Consider the following 17,586-nt stretch of genomic DNA (forward strand, 5'->3'; position numbering starts at 1 on the left):
CCGCTCCCACAGTGGGTGAGGCAGGTCAGGTCTACCCGAAACACCATCGGGCAGCACACGGGTGCCGCTCAGGCGTTTCGCCGCTACAATGCACGCCTCGACCGTGACAAGCCTGACTAAAAAAATTATGTCTTTGCCCAAACATCACCTGGAATTGCTCAGCCCCGCCCGCGACGTGACCATCGCCCGTGAGGCTATCCTGCATGGTGCCGATGCCGTGTACATCGGTGGCCCGAGCTTCGGCGCCCGCCACAACGCCTGCAACGAGGTGAGCGAGATTGCCGAACTGGTGGAATTCGCCCGTCGTTATCACGCGCGGATCTTCACCACCATCAATACCATCCTGCACGACAACGAACTGGAGCCGGCGCGCAAGCTGATCCACCAGTTGTACGATGCCGGCGTCGATGCGCTGATCGTCCAGGACCTGGGTGTGATGGAGCTGGACATTCCGCCGATCGAATTGCACGCCAGTACCCAGACTGACATTCGCACCCTGGAGCGGGCCAAGTTCCTCGATCAGGCCGGTTTTTCGCAACTGGTGCTGGCCCGTGAGCTGAATCTCCAAGAGATCCGCGCCATCGCCAACGAAACCGACGCGGCCATCGAGTTCTTTATCCATGGCGCGCTGTGCGTGGCGTTTTCCGGCCAGTGCAACATTTCCCACGCGCAAACCGGGCGCAGCGCCAACCGTGGCGATTGCTCCCAGGCCTGCCGTCTGCCGTACACCCTCAAAGACGAAAAGGGTGGCGTGATTGCTTACGAAAAGCACTTGCTGTCGATGAAGGACAACAACCAGAGCGCCAACATCCGCGCCCTGGTCGAGGCTGGCGTGCGATCGTTCAAGATCGAGGGCCGCTACAAGGACATGGGCTATGTGAAGAACATCACCGCCTACTACCGCCAGCGCCTCGACGCCGTGCTCGAAGACCGTCCGGACCTGGCCCGTGCCTCCAGCGGCCGTACCGCGCACTTCTTCCTGCCCGACCCGGAAAAGACCTTCCACCGTGGCAGCACCGATTACTTCGTCACGGACCGCAAGATCGATATCGGCGCCTTTGATTCGCCGACCTTCACCGGTTTGCCGGTGGGTGTCGTCGAGAAAGTCGCCAAGCGCGACATGCAGGTCGTGACTCACGAGCCACTGTCCAACGGCGACGGCCTCAACGTGCTGGTCAAGCGTGAAGTGGTGGGTTTCCGCGCCAACATCGCCGAGCCGAAAGGCGAATTCGAGGAGGACGGCGAGAAGCGTTATCGCTATCGCGTCGAGCCCAATGAGATGCCGGAGGGGATGTACAAACTGCGCCCCAACCATCCGCTGAATCGTAATCTCGATCACAACTGGCAACAGGCGCTGCAAAAGACCTCTGCCGAGCGTCGCGTGGCCCTGCGCTGGGTCGCTCGCCTGCGTGAAAATCAGCTTGAATTGACCGCTACCAGCGAAGAAGGCATCAACGCCAGCGTCACTCTGGCTGGTCCGTTCGGCGCCGCCAACAAGCCGGAACAGGCGCTGGAGCAATTGCAGGATCTGCTCGGCCAACTGGGTACCACCCAGTACCACGCCATCGACATCAAGCTGGATGCGCCGCAGGCCTACTTCATCCCGAACTCGCAACTCAAGGCCTTGCGCCGTGAAGTGATTGAAGCCTTGACCGAAGCGCGAATCGCCGCCCACCCGCGTGGTAGCCGCAAGGCCGAGACGACACCGCCGCCGGTATACCCGGAGTCGCACCTGTCGTTCCTGGCCAACGTCTACAACCAGAAGGCACGCGACTTCTATCACCGCCATGGCGTCAAGCTGATCGACGCGGCTTACGAGGCCCACGAGGAAGCCGGCGAAGTGCCGGTGATGATCACCAAGCACTGCCTGCGTTTCTCCTTCAACCTGTGCCCGAAACAGGCCAAGGGTGTGACCGGCGTGCGCACCAAGGTCGCGCCGATGCAGTTGATTCACGGCGATGAAGTGCTGACGCTGAAGTTCGATTGCAAGCCATGCGAAATGCACATCATCGGCAAGATGAAGGGCCACATCCTCAACCTGCCGCAGCCGGGCAGCGTGGTCGGTCACATCAGCCCCGAAGACCTGCTCAAGACCATCCCGCGCGCGCCGCACTGAGTGACCAGTGAGTGCGCCGCAACGGCGCGCTCACCTGTTTCAGCTTGAAACCTGCTTTTGCTGAAGTCTGGACGCTGGCGACAAATCCGGAGTTGGCGGTCGACACTATCCACAGGTGTCGGCGACGGCTTTTTCAGCTCGTTTGAATTCCTGTTTGACGTCGGTGGGGATGCGTTGCTTTTTCAGCTCCTGGCCGAGGAAGGGTTGATCGCCTCGGGACTGGACCTCTGCGTTCTCGGCGGTTATCTGCGCTTCAATGGCAGCGGCGTGCTTGTCGATGACGGCATCGACCTCGGCTTCGTTTTTGGCGGTATCGAGCGCCTGGACCAATTGGCCGGCCTCGGCTTTTTCAGCTTCGGCATAGGCTTCGACCGTCAACCCGGAGGCCAAGGCTCGCGCCTGGGTTTCCAGGCCATTGAGATGCTCCCGGGCGGCCCTGCAGACCGCTTCCCGGCGCTGGTCCTGGATGTGTTCCCAAGCGTTCAACCCATAAATCGCGGTCCCGACTACCAAGAGGGTTGCAGCGGTAGCCAAAAATTTGCCTTTCACATTTGGCGCCCTCAAATGGCAAGGGAAAGGTGTTGCGCAAACGCTTCCCGATTCCATTCGAGAAAGAAAAGCGTAGCAGACCTGATCCGGCTGAGCGTGTGCCGACAACTCGCCGAGATTCGGTTCAACACTAAGCATTTGTTTTAAAAAAACAAATTGTTTAGTTGGGGCTTCCCAGACGAGGCAAAAGTTGGTAAATTGCCGCCCACTCTTGCACAGGCCCTTACGGCGCCTATCGCGCAAGCCGGCAACAGGTCCTGTTGCCACCAACAAAGTGAGTGCCACGCACTCATCGCAACATATACAGGGGCGTCGCCAAGCGGTAAGGCAGCAGGTTTTGATCCTGCCATGCGTTGGTTCGAATCCAGCCGCCCCTGCCATTTTCTTCCTACGTAATTAGATAACACTCTATCGGCCCTTATTATTCGCCGGATTTTGCTGTTTTTGCCTCCCGTTCCTCTATCGCGCTGGTGCCACTACCGAAACTGTTCTGGAATGGCCTCGGCAAACGGATACCAGGAAAAATAGGGCCTTGCCTCGTCGATGACCCGCTCGACCGAAGGCCTTTGGGTCAACCTGTCGAAATAAGCGCACAAGTGGCGATGATCGTCGGGAAACGGCACGAGGGTGCTGGCATAGAACAGTGCCGGGGCGGCGGCGCAATCGGCCATGCTGAACGTCGGGCTGGCTGCCCAGGTGTTTGCGGCCAACTGGCGTTCAAGCATGCCGTACGCCGTCAACAATGCGGCGCGTTCGCGAGACAGGTCGCCATTGGCGGCGTTCAGGCGGTCACTGACGATCTTCTGCATGGGCACCTGGACGTGAAGGTCGAAAAAACGGTCCCACAGGCGTACTTCCAGCGCGGTTTCCCAATCTTCCGGAATCAGGTGCGTCTGGCCGGCATGAAGTCGGTCCAGGTACTCAATGATCACACTCGACTCCGGCACATCCTTTTGGCGGGCGTGATCGCGAAGCACCGGAAACTTGCCGACTGGCCACAGCGCTTGAAGCTCGGCGCGGTCAGCATCATTGCCCAGGTCGATGATCCTTTTTTCAAACTCGATTCCCAGTTCATAAAGGGCGATCAGCGCTTTGTGGCAGAACGACGAGAGCGGATGGAAATAAAGAGTCAGTGGCATCCTTCAATTCCTCGGTGAGATGCAAACCCCTTCATTATCGGTCGCCATCCGCCAATGCGCGAGGAGCTCCATCCTGGTGCTCTCGTTGACGCGAGCGTGTGGCCGTTAACGCAGTGCGCATCCGAAACTGGCCAGAGAGGCCGGGCTGGAGGAAGTGATTCGTTAGTTTCAGGCAAAAAAAACCGGGGACTTCACGCAAGTCCCCTTTGTTTGTCCGCGTTGCAGATTTCGTTTCAGCGACGCCAGCAGAAACGTGCCAACAGCGCATCGATGCTGAGCTTGCCACCACCGGACAGCAGCAGCGGTGTGAGGGCCACAAGGTAGATCAAAGGCAGCTTGAAGTTGCCGTAACCCTTGTTGCTGATGGCATAGCCTCGGGCAAGTTCACTCAGGGTGTGCCAGTCGGCGGGCCAATGGACGGCGGCGGTTGCAACGAGGGTCACCACCATCAGGCTCAACGCCGAAAAACGTGTGCCCAGGCCCACCAGCAAGGTCATGGCGAAGATCAGTTCGGCCCACATCGACAGTTCCCAGTTCAGCGTCGCTGAAACGTGGTCGAACGGAAACGGAAAACGCTCCTGGATATCGACGAACCAGTTCTGGCCGTTGAATTTTTCCAGGCCGGACTCGAAGAATTCCCAGGCCAGGAATACTCGCAACGCCAGAGGCGCAACCCAGTCGCCGGCACGGTCGAGGTTCAGGTGCAGGCCTTTGACGGCCGAAGAAATGAAGGTGCTCATGGGCGTTGTTCTCTCTCAGGTCAGGGAAACGGGGCAACGGCATGCCCCGCGGGTTGAGCGCTTTGATCGGCTTGGCCAATCGACAGGCGTATTTCAGCAATGGGGTGTATCTGCGGTGTGTCGTTGTGGCGGGGTTTTGAGTGCGGCGTGTGTCAGGGGCGGGGCTGTATACACTGAGATACGTAACCGTGAGCGTTTTCATCCAATGCACAACCAGGGTGGGAGCGGGCTTGCTCGCGAAAGCGGTGTGTCAGGCAACATCAGTCTGGCTGACACACCGCTTTCGCGAGCAAGCCCGCTCCCACAGGGGATCACCGGTGTGAAACGTGACGCTCCGGAGAAATTGCTATACATTTTCCGGCCGCCCTCTGCATGGTGTAACCGCTTCATGTCTCTTGCGCTCGAACGTCTAGTCGCTGGCACGCCAATCCCTTTCGCCGGTAATCGTGTCACTGTTGTCAGCCCCGAACTGGCGGAACGCTTCCAGCCCGGTGACCACCTGCTGGTGGAGCAGGTCAGCGGCGAGTTGTTGTTGATCCCCGTGGCGGACCAGCAAGCGGCCAACGTTGCGATCGAGCGTGCCCAAGCGGCATTTACTGCGCTGTCGGCGGTGTCTGACCAAGCGATCAGCGCCTTCTTCGACCTGTTTGCCCAACGCCTGGAAACCCCGGAGTGCTGGGCCTTGATCGAAGCCGCCAACCTGGCCGACATCGAACGGGCCAAGGCGCGCGGTCGCTCGACCACCCGGTTGCTGGCCGATGAGCGCATGCGTCGCGACATGATCGCCGGCCTGCGCGCGTGGCGTGATGCAGCGGCCAGCCGTGGCAAGGTGATCAGCTGCGTCGAGCACGATGGCTGGAAGGTCGAGCAAGTGGTCTCGCCATTGGGCATCGTCGCTTTCGTCTTCGAAGGCCGGCCGAATGTGTTTGCCGATGCTGCCGGCGTGTTGCGCACTGGTAACACCGCGGTACTGCGCATTGGCAGTGATGCGTTGGGCACCGCCCAGGCAATTGTTGCCCATGCGTTGAATCCCGCACTGAACGATGCCGGATTGCCTGCCGGTGCGGTGTCGCTGGTGGAAAGCGTCAACCACGCCGCCGGTTGGGCGATGTTCGCTGACCGGCGCCTGTCATTGGCGGTGGCCCGTGGTTCGGGGCGCGCCGTCAGTCAACTGGGTAGCATCGCGCAGCAGGCCGGCACGGCGGTCAGCCTGCATGGCACCGGTGGTGCGTGGCTGATCGCCAACGCCGATGCCGATGCCCGGCGCTTTGCCGCCGTGGTGCGCAACTCCCTGGACCGCAAAGTCTGCAACACCCTGAACGTCTGCCTGATTCATCGCGACCGCGCCGCCGAACTGGTGCCGCTGTTCCTCGACGCGCTCAAGCAGGCCGGTACCGCAAGGGGGCAGGGTTGCAAGTTGCACATCGTCGAAGGCAGCGAGTCGCACCTGCCGCAAGACTGGCTGGCTGCAACAGTCGAGGTGTATCGCGCCGAAGGCTATCAGACCGAAGCGCAGGCCGAGCCGTTGCCGGAAGATCAATTGGGCCGCGAATGGGAGTGGGAAGAAACCCCGGAAGTCAGCCTGAAAATCGTCGATGACCTGGACAGTGCCATTGCCTTGTTCAATCGCTACAGCCCGCAATTCACCGTGTCATTGATCAGTGAAAGTGCCGAGGCTCAGGAGCGCTTCTACAACGCGGTCAACGCGCCTTTTGTCGGCAATGGCATTACCCGTTGGGTCGACGGCCAGTACGCGTTGAACAAGCCGGAACTGGGTCTCTCGAACTGGGAGAGCGGGCGCCTGTTCGCTCGCAGTGCGATTCTCTCGGGGGATGGCGTGTTCACCATTCGTAGCCGCATGACCCAGGTCGATCTGGGCGTCAAACGCTGAGATGGCGGAACCGGTGACCGCTGCAAGGGCGGTCACTTTTTTGAACGATTGGCGGGTCTGATCAAGCGGCTTTGATCGCCTTGGCCGATACGGCACAAGTGCCCGGATGCTCGACCAGCGACACAAAGCTTCGGCTGTCGGCATCCAGCGCATCGATCGAGCCGGTCTCGATGTCGTACACCCAGCCATGCAGGTTCAACAGGCCTTTTTCCTGGGCCAGTCGCACACTCGGGTGCGTCTGGATGTTGGCCAGTTGGGCGATGACATTCTCCCGAACCATCGAAATGACCTTGGCCGCTTCGCTGGCGTGTGGCCGGCCTTCGTTGATCACTTTCGCCGATTCGGCGTGTTGCAGCCAGCCGCTGACGGCGGGCAGGTGATCCATGCAGGTGCACTTGGCCACCGCTGTCATGGCGCCGCAATCCGAATGGCCGCAGATCACGATATCGGTGACGCCGAGTACAGCGACGGCATATTCGACAGTGGCCGATACACCACCCGGATGCGGGCTGTAGGACGGCACGATGTTGCCGGCGTTGCGGATCACGAACAGCTCACCGGGCTCTTGTTGGGTCAGCAGTTCCGGCACTACACGGCTGTCGGAACAGGTGATGAACAGCGTGCCTGGATGTTGGGTGGTGGCCAGGTGTTTGAACAGGTCGGTGCGTTGTGGAAAGGCTTCTTTCTGGAACTTCAAAAAACCGTCGATGAGCGCTTTCATGATCGCTTCCTCATGGGTGAGTAGGGTTTGGCCCGCACCGATAGTGCGGGCCGGTATCAACTTAGAAAGGGCGCAGCGGCAGGAACTTGCCGTCGAGTGTGATGACTGCGCGGGAGCCGCCTTCCGGATCTTCGACTTTCTTCATGTCGAGCTTGAAGTTGATCGCGCTGATGATGCCGTCGCCGAACTGCTCATGAACCAGGGCTTTGAGGGTGGTGCCGTAGATCTGGATCATTTCGTAGAAGCGGTAGATGGTCGGGTCGGTCGGCACACCCGAGAGGCTGCCGCGCAGCGGGATGATCTGTAGCCGGGCCACGGCGTCGGCGTCCAGTTCGAGTTTGTCGCCTACCACTTTGGCGGCGGTTTCCGGCAGTGGATGTTGACCGAGCAGGGCAGCGGTGACGTAGGCCAGGCTCAATCCGGTGCCGTCGGCCAGGTCCTGCCACGACAGGTTTTTGCGCGCCTTGGCATCAAGGACAGCAGTGGTCAGGGCCAGGCTTGGGTCGTTGTAGGCATGGGACTGTTGCATGGTGATTCTCCTATCGGACGGGGGTGTTGCTTGGGTGTGAGGCCATCTTCTGCCGATCGACCCATAGCGTCCAAGACCGATATACAATGCAAGCCATAAGCACTGCCTATAGATGGAGAGTCCCATGTTGCTACGCCATTTGCGTTATCTGCTGGCGGTCGCCGACCACGGTGGTTTCACGCGCGCCGCCGAAGTGCTGCACGTGTCCCAGCCGACTTTGTCGCAGCAGATCCGGCAACTGGAAGAGTCCCTGGGCGTGAGCCTGTTCGACCGCTCCTCGCGCACGGTCAAGCCCACCGATGCCGGAGAGGCTTACATTGAATGTGCGCGGCGGGTATTGGTGGAGCTGGAAGCGGGCAGGCGTGCGTTGCATGACGTGAAGGATTTGTCCCGCGGGACCTTGCGCCTGGCCATGACGCCGACCTTCATGGCCTATCTGGTAGGGCCGCTGGTACGCGACTATGTAGTGCGCTACCCGAACATCCATCTGGAGATTTTCGAGTTGTCGATGGACGAAATCGAGGCCGGGCTGGCGGATGATTCGCTGGATGTCGCGATTGCGTTTGATCAGGTGAGAAGCGCCGACATCGAATCGATCCCGGCCTTCACCGAAACCCTGGGGTTGATGGTTGGGCGCGAACATCCGTTGTACGAAAGCCAGGATGCGCTGTCCGGGGAAGAGGTGGCCGAACTTGAATTTGCCCTACTGACCCCGGACTACATCACCCGCACATGCATCGATGAGTTTTTCGCTGAGGCGCGCATCACGCCCAAAGTGGTGATTGAAGTGAACTCGGTTAACACGCTGCTGGAAGTCATCCGTCATTGCGCCATCGCCACCATCCTGCCGGAACCCATCGCCACTCAGGATCGGGCATTGCGCAAACTGTCCATGTTCGGGGCAGCGCCTGAACGCGGGGCCGCGTTGCTTCGGCGCAAGAACAACTATCACAGTGCGGCGTCACTGGCATTTGTGGATCTGGTGTTGGGGACCGATTTTTCATAACCACTACAAAACCCCCTGTGGGAGCGGGCTTGCTCGCGAAGGCGGCGTGTCATTCAACATAAGTATTGACTGATACACCGCCTTCGCGAGCAAGCCCGCTCCCACATTTGATCTTTGTACGGGCATAAAAAAGGCCTGCTCCTTATTGGGAGCAGGCCCTGTTTATTAATAGTCAGTGATGACTCATTCAATTAGTAGAACCGGTCAATCACCCGAACTTCATTCTGGTTCTGCATCGAGGCCCAGGCCTGTTTCAGGGTTTGCAGAACATTACCGATGAAGTCCTTGTCGGCTGCGGCTTTCTTGCCGACATAGCCCTGGCCGCGACGGTACATCTTCAGTCGGGCAAGCAGGTTCTGGTTGTTCTGGTCGAACTCTGCTTCATGGGCATGAGGCGACAGGCAGTCGATATGTACCTGGCCAGACTTGCTGATCCAGAGAATGTGGCTGTCGTGGCTGTCTTTCTTTGCAGCGAACATACGAGCCAGTTCATCGATAGTTGGTTGATTGTTCAGATTCATCATAAAGCCCCTTGACCAATTGGTGATCTTTCAAAGTTGATTCGCTAATACAGGTAGCCCATCGGTTAGTTGATCCCTGGCACCGAAACCAGGACGTCAGCGTTCGACCGCCTTATTGGGCGGGGTCCTGCGTCTGTTGCATGTAGTCGTGTTGAATAACTGCTACGCAATAGCGTCACAACGAAGAGAAGCGGCGAAAACCTTAAGGCCACTGCCGACATTTTCAGGGTCGGCCACAAGCTTCATGAGGATTGCTCGCCAAGACTTCTCGCCCTTGTACTGGACGTTCAGGCCAGGTCAGCTTCTTCAATCTGCCTTGTGGGCAGCGTGTATCCGGGAAAAACAGCTCGGCGGTCAGACGAGCTTGCTCAAACGTGTTGCCTGTACTCCCGATCGGGGAGACGTCTGCATCATGCAAGGGCAAAACGGAGGCGTCAACGGTTTTGTAGTGATTATTTTCAGTCACTACATATTGTCGGACAATGCTGTTCGGAATTAGCGAGCGGGGTCGAGGAGGTGTCGGTCAGGGCGACTAAGGCGGACACTGAAAGCGGTAAAAAGTGCAGGGATGACGGTCAACCACCTGCTGATGCAAGGTGAACCCGCCTGTGTTGAGCCCTGGCATCACGGCGGCCCAGAACAGCCGTGCCGGCTGATTCGCCTCGATGTGGAAAATCTGCCATTGACCGGGGAATTGGCTCAAGAGGGTGGAAACGACAAATCGCGCGACACCCCGGCCACGGAAGCGTCGGCTGACAAACAGATAGCCGATGTTGTAGTCGGCACCGGGTAGTTGGGTCTGGTTATCCACGGTCACAAAACCGGCCAGTTCCCCGTCGACTTTGATCAGGAAAGGTCGGGTGGCCGGGTTTCGCCAGTAGTCGGGCATGGGCAGGATGTTGAAGAATCCGTATTCGTCCAGTTTCAGCGGCATCCATTCGCTGAAGTCATAGGTGTAGAACTGCATCAGGTTCTCGATGGTTTCCAGTTCATCGCGTTGGGCGGCGTGCAGTTCTATCGAAGTCATTTGAAGTGGCTCCCGATATGCCGAGGCGGGGACACCGTTCATTATGGACGGTGACAAGTGATCTGTGGCGAGGGAGCTTGCTCCCGTTGGGTCGCAAAGCGGCCCCAAAAACCACAAACAGGGACTGCTGCGCAGTCCAACGGGAGCAAGCTCCCTCACCACAGGGTTCGGTGTTGGCTTTAAGAGTTGCTGGCCGGTTTTGACCTGCGCCTGGTGCCACTCGCTGGTTTGCGCGGAGCGCCTTTGCGCTTTTTCTTCCAGGGGGCTGCGGCAGATCCGCTGGGCGGTGGACCGCTGATGCTCAGGCTCAGTCCGGCGCAACGACTGACCTGCTTGCTCATCCACGCCGCCTGTTTGGTGACGAACTCTTCCAGACTCATTTCCCCGCTTTGCACCATGTCCAGGGCCTGTTCCCAGATCGCCGTCGTGCCCGGATCGGCGATGGCCCGTGGCACGGCGTCGATCAGGCTGAACGCAGCCGGCGTGGCGGCCAGGGCCTTGCCGTTCTTGACCAGATAACCACGGTCGAGCAGGCCCTGGATGATCGACGCACGGGTCGCTTCGGTGCCGATGCCAGTGGTGTCCTTGAGCTTTTGCTTGAGCAGAGGGTCTTCCACCAGTTTGGCGACATTCTTCATGGCCTTGATCAGGTCACCTTCAGTGAACGGCTTCGGCGGTTGGGTCCAGAGGTCCTTGAGTTGCACACCCGCCACTGCGCAGTCGATGCCTTCGGCCAGGTTCGGCAGTGTCTGCGGTGCCGGGGCTTCGCGGCCCTTGGTCGGTGCCAGTGCCTCGGGCAGGGCGCGTTTCCAGCCCGGCTCGATGATCTGCTTGCCGACAGCGCGCAGGGCAAGGCCTGCGCAATCGAAGTCGGCCTGGGTGCGGTCGTATTCGTGATTGGGCAGGAACTGCGCCAGGTATCGCGCGCGGATCAGGGTGTAGACCGCACGCTGTTTGCCCGCCAGTCGGTCGAGATTCTTCGCGGCAGCCGTGGGGATGATGCCGTGGTGCGCACTGACCTTGGCATCATTCCAGGCCCGCGAACGCCGTTGTGGATCAAGGTGATCGTGCAAGGCGTTCAACGCCGGATCGGCCTGGCGCAGCGCCGCCAGAATACTCGGCGCCTCGCTGTGCTGACTGAGGGGCAAGTAGCCGCAATCACTGCGCGGATAGGTAATGACTTTGTGGGTTTCGTACAGCGCCTGGGCGATGTCGAGGGTTTCCTGGGCGCCGAGGCCGAGTTTCTTTGAACAGACCTCCTGCAGGGTGCCCAGATCGAACGGCAGCGGGGCCACTTCGCGCATCCGCTCGGTGCGCAGTTTGATCACTCGCGCACTGGCCGCGGCGCTCATGGCGGCCGCCGCTTGTTGTGCCAGCGCCTGATTCAGGCAACGGTCCTGATCGTCGCAAACGTCGGATGCCGCGCGCCATTGCGCCGTGAACGCGGTGCCGTTGTGCAGCAGTTGCACATCGATGGCCCAATAGGGGACGGGCACAAAGTCGGCGATGCTGCGATCGCGATCCACCACCAGGCGCAAGGTCGGCGTTTGCACCCGGCCGACCGGCAACACGCCTTGATAGCCAGACTGGCGCCCCAGCAAGGTGAACAGCCGACTCATGTTCATGCCGATCAGCCAGTCGGCCCGGGAGCGACCCAGCGCCGAGTGATAGAGGCTGAAGGTTTCATTCCCCGGTTTGAGTGCCGCCAGGGCCTTGCGGATTGACGCATCGTCCAGCGCCGACAACCAGAGCCGGCGGATCGGCCCGCGATAGCGGCAATGCTCCACCAGCTCCCGGGCGATCATCTCGCCTTCACGGTCGGCGTCCGTGGCAATGATCAGTTCGCTGGCTTCGCCGAGCAGGCGCTTGACCGCTTTGTACTGGCTGGCGGTGCGCGGTTTGACGGTCATTTTCCACTTTTCGGGAATGATCGGCAGGTCTGCCAGCACCCAGCGCTTGTAGCGCGCGTCGTAGGCATCCGGTGGTGCGGTTTCCAGCAGATGGCCGATGCACCAGGTCACCGTGACGTCTGTTCCCAGCCAACAGCCATCGCCCCGGCGTCTGGCGCCGAGTACGGCTGCAATGTCTTTGGCCTGGGAAGGTTTTTCACAGAGGTACAGCCGCATAACCACCATCGTCGATCAATGTGCGAGAGATGCACAGAATGGCGGGTGATGGGCGATGGAGCAATCTTTATCTGTATGGATGTACAGCTTTGTGTGTCGCGGCGGAGGCTTGCGCCGGCAGACACCGGCTTGGCCCCGTTCGGCTGCGAAGCAGTCGCGAGGCTGAAACTTGGGTTATACCTGATAAACCATGGTCTCAGGTTTTGGGGCTGCTGCGCAGCCCATCGCGGGCAAGCCACGCTCCCACAATCGATTTGCAGGTCCATCACCGTCATGAGGAACGTATTCCATGAAAAGCTCCGGTCCTAGCCCTGTCATCACCATCGCCGAGCAGCCTGGCTGTCTACTGGTGAAGTTTCACGGTATTCAGGTGGCCGCCTCGGCGCGGGCCCTGGTGTTGCTGGAGGCCAATTACCCGCCGGTGTACTACGTGCCGCGAGAGGATATCGACGAGAAATATTTCGCACGCACCGACCACACCAGCTATTGCCCGTACAAGGGCGATGCCAGTTATTTCAGTTTGCAGGTGCCGGGGCATGAAGGCGTCAATGCGGTGTGGAGTTACGAGAACCCCAAAGTGTCTGTCGAACAAATTCGTGGGTACGTGGCGTTCTATCCGGATCAAGTGAAGTTTGAACTGCTCGATGCCGAAGTTTGATCGGGGTTGATCGACGCGACGAGGGAGCCAGCTCCCTCGTCGCCAGGCACGGCCTCAGTTTTTGTCGAGATCGACGTTTCGGGTCTCACGCAAGCACAGCATCCCCACCACCAGGCTCACCCCGGTAATCACCACCGGATACCACAACCCGTAGAAGATGTCCCCGGTGTACACCACCAGGGCGAACGACACCGTTGGCAGGAAGCCGCCGAACCAGCCGTTGCCGATGTGGTAGGGCAGGGACATCGAGGTATAGCGGATGCGGGTCGGGAACAGTTCGACCATCAACGCCGCCAGCGGGCCGTAACACATGGCCGAGATGATGATCAGCGCGACAATCAGTGCCACGATCATCGGTTTGTTGATCTGCTGCATGTCCGCCTGTTGCGGGTAACCGGCGAGAGTCACGGCACCGCGCAAGGCGGCTTCGTCGAAACCATCGATCTTCACGTCACCGACGCTCACCTGCACGCCACTGCCGGCCGGGGCCGCTGCGCTCTGGTACGGCAGGCCCTGCTTGACCAGGAAGGTCTTGACCTTGTCGCACGGGCTGTCGAATTTCGCCTTGCCCACCGGGTCGAACTGGAAAGTGCAAGTGGCCGGGTCGGCCATCACGGTGATCGGTGCCTGGCGGCTGGCCAGGTCGATGGCCGGGTTGGCGTAGTGGGCCAGGGTCTTGAAGATCGGGAAGTACAGCGCGGTGGCCAGCAGCAGGCCGATCATCAACACCGGTTTACGCCCGACCTTGTCCGACAGCCAGCCAAAGAAAATGAAGAAAGGGGCGCCAATGGTCACGCTGACAATCAGCAGACCGTTGGCCACGGCCGGGTCCATTTTCAGGAACTGGGTGAGGAAGAACAGCACATAGAATTGCGCGGCGTAGAAGGTCACCGCTTGCCCGGCATTGATGCTGAACAGCGCGATCAACACCACTTTGAGGTTTTCCCATTTGCCGAAGGAGTCGCGAATCGGCTGTTTGCACAGCTTGCCTTCCTCTTTCATTTTCACGAAGGCCGGCGACTCGTGCAGGCTCAGGCGAATCCAGGTGGAGATGCCCAGCAGCACGATGGAAAACAGGAACGGAATGCGCCAGCCCCAGACTTCGAACTGATCGCCGGTGAAGTAACGGCAGCCCAGCACCACCAGCAGCGACAGCAACAGGCCAAGGGTCGCGGTGGATTGAATCCAGCTGGTGTGGAAGCCGCGCTTGCCGATGGGCGCGTGTTCGGCGACATAGGTCGCGGCACCGCCGTATTCACCGCCCAGGGCCAGGCCCTGGAGCATGCGCAGCACCACCAGGATGATCGGCGCGGCGATGCCGATGCTGGCGTAGGTCGGCAGCAGCCCGACACAGAAGGTCGCCAGGCCCATGAGGATGATGGTGGCGAGGAAGGTGTATTTGCGTCCGATCATGTCCCCCAAACGCCCGAACACCAGCGCGCCGAACGGCCGGACGATGAAGCCGGCGGCGAAGGCCATCAGCGCAAAGATGAACGCCGTGGTGTCGTTGACCCCGGCGAAAAACTGCTTGCTGATCACCGCCGCGAGGGCGCCATAGAGGAAAAAGTCGTACCACTCGAAGACCGTCCCGAGGGACGAGGCGAAGATGACTTTCTGGGTTTCCTGACTGGTGCCCGCGCTGCGCACGGCTTCCAGGGACTGAACGTGTTCTGACATACCGGTATCCCTCTCAGTGATTGTTTTTGTTGTTCCACTGGTGTTGCGTGTTCCTTGCAGGGGTGATGCTCGATGTCCGTGAATCTAATGCAATCCTTGTGGGAGCGGGCTTGCTCGCGAAAGCGGTGGATCATTCACATTGTTGTTGAATGACACGACGCCTTCGCGAGCAAGCCCGCTCCCACAGGTGATGTGTTTGCAGCGGAGTTAAGGATCATCTGTGCCGCCTTCTCGGCAATCATCAGCGTCGGTGAGCAGGTGTTGCCCGAGGTGATGCGCGGCATGATCGAGGCATCGGCAATGCGCAAACCGGGAATGCCATGGACCTTGAGTTGCGCATCGACCACGGCGTCGGCGTCATTGCCCATGCGGCAGGTGCCCACCGGATGGAAAATCGTGGTGCCGATGCGCGCGGCGGCTTCGTGCAGTTGTTCTTCGCTTTGCAGGCTGTCGCCGGGCAGGTACTCCACTGGATTGAAGGCGCGCAGGGCCGGCGCGGCGACGATGCGGCGGGTCAGGCGGATGGCGTCGGCGGCGATGCGCAAGTCCTCCGGATGGCTCAGGTAATTGGGTTGGATCAGCGGCGCTTCTTGCGGATTGGCGGAGCGGATTTCCACCCGGCCACGGCTTTGTGGACGCAAGTCGCAGACCGATGCGGTAAACGCCGGGAACGCATGCAGCGGTTCGCCAAAGCGCTCCAGCGACAGCGGTTGCACGTGGTACTCAAGGTTCGCTGAAGTCTGTTCCGGCCCAGAGCGGGCAAACGCGCCAAGCTGACTCGGCGCCATCGACAGCGGGCCGCTGCGGTCATACAGGTAGCGCAGGCCCATGCCCATCTTGCCCCACAGGCTGCCGGCAATCTGGTTCAGGGTGCGGGCATTTTCCAGTTTGTAGATCAGCCGCAGTTGCAGGTGATCCTGCAAATTGCCGCCAACACCGGGAAGCTCATGAGCAACGCCAATGCCCAGTCGCTCCAGCAGCGGACGCGGGCCGATGCCGGAGCGTTGCAGGATGCTTGGTGAACCGACCGAGCCGGCACAGAGGACAATCTCCTTGCGCGCCTTGAAGGTTTTCGCCTGGCCTTGCCAACGGGCACTGACTGCTGAGGCGCGGCCATTCTCCAGCAGCACGCGGTCGACTTCGACACCGGTCAGCACGGTTAGATTGGGACGCTGGCGAATCGGTTTGAGAAACGCCTTGGCTGCGTTCCAGCGGATGCCGGCCTTCTGATTGACCTGGAAATAGCCGCAACCTTCGTTGTCGCCCTGGTTGAAGTCATCGATGCTGGCGATGCCGCTTTGTTCGGCAGCACTGCGGAAGGCGTCGAGAATCGGCCATGACAGGCGCTGGCGTTCGACTCGCCATTCGCCCGCAGCGCCGTGAAATTCGGCGGCGCCGGCAAAGTGGTTTTCACTCTGCTTGAACAGTGGCAACACGTCCTGCCAGCTCCAGCCAGGATTGCCATCGGCGGCCCAGCGGTCGTAGTCACCGGCCTGGCCGCGCATGTAGATCATGCCGTTGATGGAGGAGCAGCCGCCCAGTACCTTGCCGCGCGGGTAGCTCAGGGCGCGACCTTGCAGCCCCGGTTGCGCCTCGGTCTTGAAGCACCAGTCGGTGCGCGGGTTGCCGATGCAGAACAGGTAACCCACGGGAATGTGAATCCACGCATAGTTGTCGCGGCCGCCGGCTTCAAGCAGCAACACGCGATGTTGCGGGCTGGCCGACAATCGATTGGCCAGCAGGCAACCCGCCGGCCCGGCCCCGACCACGATGTAATCGTATTCATCAAGGGAAGGCTGCATCCCTGACCTCGTTTGTTGTTCTTGTTGTCTGTCATCCTAGTTGTTAGCTTTCGTCAAAAGAATGTTAGTTTTTGCGCAGCCGCTGTGCGTTTTTAAACAGCATCCCGAACGGCAAAGAACAAGGACGATTCATGTTCGACTGGAATGACTTGCGGTTTTTTCTCGAATTGCAGCGCAGCGGGCGTTTGCTCACGGCTGCACGTCGCTTGAACACCACCCATGCCACCGTGGCGCGGCACATCGAGGCGATCGAAAAGAGCCTCGGTACGGCGTTGTTCGTCCAGCATGCCCAGGGTTACGAGATGACCCCGGCTGGCGAGGCGTTGCTTAAACACGCCGAAACGATGGAGAACGTTGCGTTGCTGGCCCAGGAAGAAATCACCCAATCCATCGCGCCGCTGGGCAAGATCCGTGTCGGGGTGACGGAAGGGTTGGGCATCATGTTCCTCGCAAGTCGCATGAACGGCTTGTTCGAACGTTACCCGGGGCTGGAAGTGGAGCTGGTGGCGGTGCCGCGTTTTGTCAGCATCCTCAACCGCGAGGCGGAAATCAGCATCCACCTGGAACGCCCGGCCGCCGACATGCTGGTCACCCGCAAGCTCACCGATTATCGCCTGGCGCTCTACGCCAGCCAGGACTACCTCGACCGCTCACCGCCGCTGCACAGCCGCGAAGACCTGGGGCGCCACGCCTGGATCGGCTATGTCGACGACCTGCTGTTCAGCCAGGAACTGATGTTTCTCAACAGCTTCTGCCGCAACCCGCAGGTGGTGTTTCACAGCACCAGCGTGATCGCCCAGCAGCAGGCTGCGCGCTCAGGTCTGGGGATTGCCGTGCTGCCGTGCTACATGGCCAGTGCCGACCCGGGCCTGGTGCCGCTGCTGCCGGACGAAAGCATCCAGCGCAGCTACTGGATCAGCACCCGCCGGGAGTTGCACAAATCCGTGCGGCTGCGGGTGTTGTGGGATTACGTGGTGCAGATGTGTGAGCGGGAGCAGGGGTTGTTGTTGGGCGGTGTCTGAACTGGCGCCTTCGCGAGCAAGCCCGCTCCCACAGGAGGCCGCGTTCCAATGTGGGAGCGGGC

General features: G+C 60.2%; 15 protein-coding genes and 1 tRNA gene. 6 read left to right on the plus strand and 10 right to left on the minus strand.

The window, feature by feature from the left end:
• Window positions 1-127: 127 nt before the first annotated feature.
• Window positions 128-2,116: a peptidase U32 family protein gene (locus PMI28_RS03180; RefSeq protein WP_033063588.1), complete on the plus strand. Its 1,989-nt coding sequence runs from the start codon at window positions 128-130 to the stop codon at window positions 2,114-2,116.
• A 105-nt stretch (window positions 2,117-2,221) separates the two neighbouring features.
• On the opposite strand, the gene PMI28_RS03175 is transcribed toward PMI28_RS03180, so the two are convergent.
• On the minus strand, window positions 2,222-2,650 hold the full coding sequence (locus PMI28_RS03175; RefSeq protein ID WP_033063591.1) for a hypothetical protein: 429 nt from the start codon (window positions 2,648-2,650) through the stop codon (window positions 2,222-2,224).
• 320 nt (window positions 2,651-2,970) lie between these two features.
• Between PMI28_RS03175 and PMI28_RS03170 the strand changes: the two genes are divergently transcribed.
• Window positions 2,971-3,045: transfer RNA gene (locus PMI28_RS03170), tRNA-Gln, on the plus strand.
• A gap of 96 nt (window positions 3,046-3,141) precedes the next feature.
• Here the strand turns inward: PMI28_RS03170 and PMI28_RS03165 are convergent.
• Both PMI28_RS03165 and PMI28_RS03160 read right to left on the minus strand, forming a co-directional pair.
• A complete protein-coding gene (locus tag PMI28_RS03165; RefSeq protein ID WP_007991686.1) occupies window positions 3,142-3,804 on the minus strand; it encodes a glutathione S-transferase family protein in 663 nt (220 codons plus the stop codon).
• 233 nt (window positions 3,805-4,037) lie between these two features.
• On the minus strand, window positions 4,038-4,544 hold the full coding sequence (locus tag PMI28_RS03160) for an HvfX family Cu-binding RiPP maturation protein (RefSeq protein WP_007991688.1): 507 nt from the start codon (window positions 4,542-4,544) through the stop codon (window positions 4,038-4,040).
• A 388-nt stretch (window positions 4,545-4,932) separates the two neighbouring features.
• Here PMI28_RS03160 and PMI28_RS03155 point away from each other — a divergent pair, with 388 nt between their 5' ends.
• Entirely contained in the window at window positions 4,933-6,435 is a 1,503-nt protein-coding gene (locus tag PMI28_RS03155) for an aldehyde dehydrogenase family protein (protein WP_033063589.1), read from the plus strand.
• Window positions 6,436-6,496: 61 nt separating this feature from the next.
• Here the strand turns inward: PMI28_RS03155 and PMI28_RS03150 are convergent, their stop codons facing one another.
• Window positions 6,497-7,156 carry a carbonic anhydrase gene (locus PMI28_RS03150; RefSeq protein ID WP_007991692.1) on the minus strand — a complete coding sequence of 220 codons (660 nt, stop codon included), beginning with the start codon at window positions 7,154-7,156 and terminating at the stop codon, window positions 6,497-6,499.
• 61 nt (window positions 7,157-7,217) lie between these two features.
• Window positions 7,218-7,685: a cyanase gene (gene cynS, locus PMI28_RS03145; protein WP_007991694.1), complete on the minus strand. Its 468-nt coding sequence runs from the start codon at window positions 7,683-7,685 to the stop codon at window positions 7,218-7,220.
• Window positions 7,686-7,809: 124 nt separating this feature from the next.
• Here cynS and cynR point away from each other — a divergent pair, with 124 nt between their 5' ends.
• Complete coding sequence (cynR, locus tag PMI28_RS03140; RefSeq protein ID WP_007991696.1) at window positions 7,810-8,691, plus strand: transcriptional regulator CynR; 882 nt, start codon at window positions 7,810-7,812, stop codon at window positions 8,689-8,691.
• A gap of 191 nt (window positions 8,692-8,882) precedes the next feature.
• Here the strand turns inward: cynR and PMI28_RS03135 are convergent, their stop codons facing one another.
• The 3 genes from PMI28_RS03135 to PMI28_RS03125 all read right to left on the minus strand — a co-directional run bounded on the left by PMI28_RS03135 (window position 8,883) and on the right by PMI28_RS03125 (window position 12,365).
• On the minus strand, window positions 8,883-9,212 hold the full coding sequence (locus PMI28_RS03135) for a hypothetical protein (RefSeq protein ID WP_033063592.1): 330 nt from the start codon (window positions 9,210-9,212) through the stop codon (window positions 8,883-8,885).
• A gap of 532 nt (window positions 9,213-9,744) precedes the next feature.
• The gene (locus tag PMI28_RS03130) at window positions 9,745-10,239 is read right to left on the minus strand and encodes a GNAT family N-acetyltransferase (protein WP_007991699.1); all 495 of its coding nucleotides are present in this window, start codon (window positions 10,237-10,239) and stop codon (window positions 9,745-9,747) included.
• Window positions 10,240-10,418: 179 nt separating this feature from the next.
• Entirely contained in the window at window positions 10,419-12,365 is a 1,947-nt protein-coding gene (locus tag PMI28_RS03125) for a DNA topoisomerase III (RefSeq protein ID WP_007991701.1), read from the minus strand.
• Window positions 12,366-12,654: 289 nt separating this feature from the next.
• On the opposite strand from PMI28_RS03125, the gene PMI28_RS03120 reads away from it, so the two are divergent.
• A complete protein-coding gene (locus tag PMI28_RS03120) occupies window positions 12,655-13,023 on the plus strand; it encodes a DUF427 domain-containing protein (RefSeq protein ID WP_007991704.1) in 369 nt (122 codons plus the stop codon).
• A 54-nt stretch (window positions 13,024-13,077) separates the two neighbouring features.
• Here the strand turns inward: PMI28_RS03120 and PMI28_RS03115 are convergent, their stop codons facing one another.
• The gene (locus PMI28_RS03115; RefSeq protein ID WP_007991705.1) at window positions 13,078-14,700 is read right to left on the minus strand and encodes an MFS transporter; all 1,623 of its coding nucleotides are present in this window, start codon (window positions 14,698-14,700) and stop codon (window positions 13,078-13,080) included.
• 134 nt (window positions 14,701-14,834) lie between these two features.
• Window positions 14,835-16,502: a GMC family oxidoreductase gene (locus PMI28_RS03110; protein ID WP_007991707.1), complete on the minus strand. Its 1,668-nt coding sequence runs from the start codon at window positions 16,500-16,502 to the stop codon at window positions 14,835-14,837.
• 131 nt (window positions 16,503-16,633) lie between these two features.
• On the opposite strand from PMI28_RS03110, the gene PMI28_RS03105 reads away from it, so the two are divergent.
• The gene (locus PMI28_RS03105) at window positions 16,634-17,524 is read left to right on the plus strand and encodes a LysR family transcriptional regulator (RefSeq protein ID WP_007991709.1); all 891 of its coding nucleotides are present in this window, start codon (window positions 16,634-16,636) and stop codon (window positions 17,522-17,524) included.
• Window positions 17,525-17,586 lie beyond the last annotated feature (62 nt).

It is taken from the genome of Pseudomonas sp. GM48, from assembly GCF_000282335.1.
In the GTDB taxonomy this organism is placed as follows: Bacteria; Pseudomonadota; Gammaproteobacteria; order Pseudomonadales; family Pseudomonadaceae; genus Aquipseudomonas.

Coding starts and splice junctions, on each gene's coding strand:
- PMI28_RS03180 (WP_033063588.1), top strand. CDS start 128: ATGTCTTTGCCCAAACATCACCTGGAATTGCTCAGCCCCGCCCGCGAC.
- PMI28_RS03165 (WP_007991686.1), bottom strand. CDS start 3,804: ATGCCACTGACTCTTTATTTCCATCCGCTCTCGTCGTTCTGCCACAAA.
- PMI28_RS03160 (WP_007991688.1), bottom strand. CDS start 4,544: ATGAGCACCTTCATTTCTTCGGCCGTCAAAGGCCTGCACCTGAACCTC.
- PMI28_RS03155 (WP_033063589.1), top strand. CDS start 4,933: ATGTCTCTTGCGCTCGAACGTCTAGTCGCTGGCACGCCAATCCCTTTC.
- PMI28_RS03150 (WP_007991692.1), bottom strand. CDS start 7,156: ATGAAAGCGCTCATCGACGGTTTTTTGAAGTTCCAGAAAGAAGCCTTT.
- cynS (WP_007991694.1), bottom strand. CDS start 7,685: ATGCAACAGTCCCATGCCTACAACGACCCAAGCCTGGCCCTGACCACT.
- cynR (WP_007991696.1), top strand. CDS start 7,810: ATGTTGCTACGCCATTTGCGTTATCTGCTGGCGGTCGCCGACCACGGT.
- PMI28_RS03135 (WP_033063592.1), bottom strand. CDS start 9,212: ATGAATCTGAACAATCAACCAACTATCGATGAACTGGCTCGTATGTTC.
- PMI28_RS03130 (WP_007991699.1), bottom strand. CDS start 10,239: ATGACTTCGATAGAACTGCACGCCGCCCAACGCGATGAACTGGAAACC.
- PMI28_RS03125 (WP_007991701.1), bottom strand. CDS start 12,365: ATGCGGCTGTACCTCTGTGAAAAACCTTCCCAGGCCAAAGACATTGCA.
- PMI28_RS03120 (WP_007991704.1), top strand. CDS start 12,655: ATGAAAAGCTCCGGTCCTAGCCCTGTCATCACCATCGCCGAGCAGCCT.
- PMI28_RS03115 (WP_007991705.1), bottom strand. CDS start 14,700: ATGTCAGAACACGTTCAGTCCCTGGAAGCCGTGCGCAGCGCGGGCACC.
- PMI28_RS03110 (WP_007991707.1), bottom strand. CDS start 16,502: ATGCAGCCTTCCCTTGATGAATACGATTACATCGTGGTCGGGGCCGGG.
- PMI28_RS03105 (WP_007991709.1), top strand. CDS start 16,634: ATGTTCGACTGGAATGACTTGCGGTTTTTTCTCGAATTGCAGCGCAGC.